This window comes from Sphingomonas sp. DC4900, from assembly GCF_049896485.1.
In the GTDB taxonomy this organism is placed as follows: Bacteria; Pseudomonadota; Alphaproteobacteria; order Sphingomonadales; family Sphingomonadaceae; genus Sphingomonas; species Sphingomonas aquatilis.
The window spans coordinates 1-934 of the sequence record NZ_JAFCUK010000045.1; the positions used below are offsets into that span (position 1 = coordinate 1).

The window sequence follows — 934 nt, forward strand, 5'->3', positions numbered from 1 at the left end:
CTGCAACCGCTATGACAGCCTGCGAGGTCTCCATGCAGCGGCATGAGATGATGACGGCCATGGCCGAGTTGGGGCTGAAGGGCATGGCTGGCGCCTTCGACGAGGCGGTCACTACCGGTCTCCAGCGCAAGCGCACGACCATGGAGGTCCTGACCGACCTGCTGCGTGCCGAGGCGACGCACCGCCATGCAGCCTCGGTCCGTTACCGGATGTCGGCCGCCAGGTTACCCGCGGTGAAGGACCTCGACGCCTTCGTCTTCGGCGACACTCCCATCAACGAGGGACTGGTGCGCTCGCTGTACAGCGGCTCGTTTCTTCCGGGCCAACGCAACGTCGTGCTGGTCGGTGGAACGGGTACCGGCAAGACGCATCTCGCCACCGCCATCACTGCCAATGTGGTACGAGCCGGCGCCCGCGGACGCTACTTCAACACAGTGGACCTGGTGAACCGGCTCGAGGAGGAAACGCGCCTCGGCAAGGCCGGCACGCTGGCGGCCCAGCTTTCGCGCCTCGATCTCGTGGTGCTCGACGAGCTTGGCTACCTGCCGTTTGCACGCTCGGGCGGTCAACTGCTCTTCCACCTCGTCAGTAAGCTCTACGAGAAGACCTCGGTCATCGTCACCACCAACCTGGCCTTTGGTGAGTGGCCGACCGTCTTTGGCGACCCCAAGATGACCACCGCGCTGCTCGACCGCATTACCCACCATTGCGACATCGTCGAAACCGGCAACGACAGCTGGCGCTTCAAACATCGAAGCTGAAGCCTGGGGCACCGGCAGAGAACGCTTCGTGCTGGTTGCGCCTCCGGTCGGGCTACGCCCGCCCTACGCCGCAACCAGCACGAACAGTGCGCCCGTCATACCCGTTACGCTGCTCGACGAAGGGGGTCCCTTTTGCACGCCGATAGGGGGTCCTTTTTGGACGCCGATTGACA

1 protein-coding gene is annotated in these 934 nt (G+C 64.3%); it reads left to right on the plus strand.

The window, feature by feature from the left end:
- Positions 1-32 precede the first annotated feature (32 nt).
- Positions 33-761: an IS21-like element helper ATPase IstB gene (gene istB, locus ACP690_RS18055; protein WP_062127353.1), complete on the plus strand. Its 729-nt coding sequence runs from the start codon at positions 33-35 to the stop codon at positions 759-761.
- Positions 762-934 lie beyond the last annotated feature (173 nt).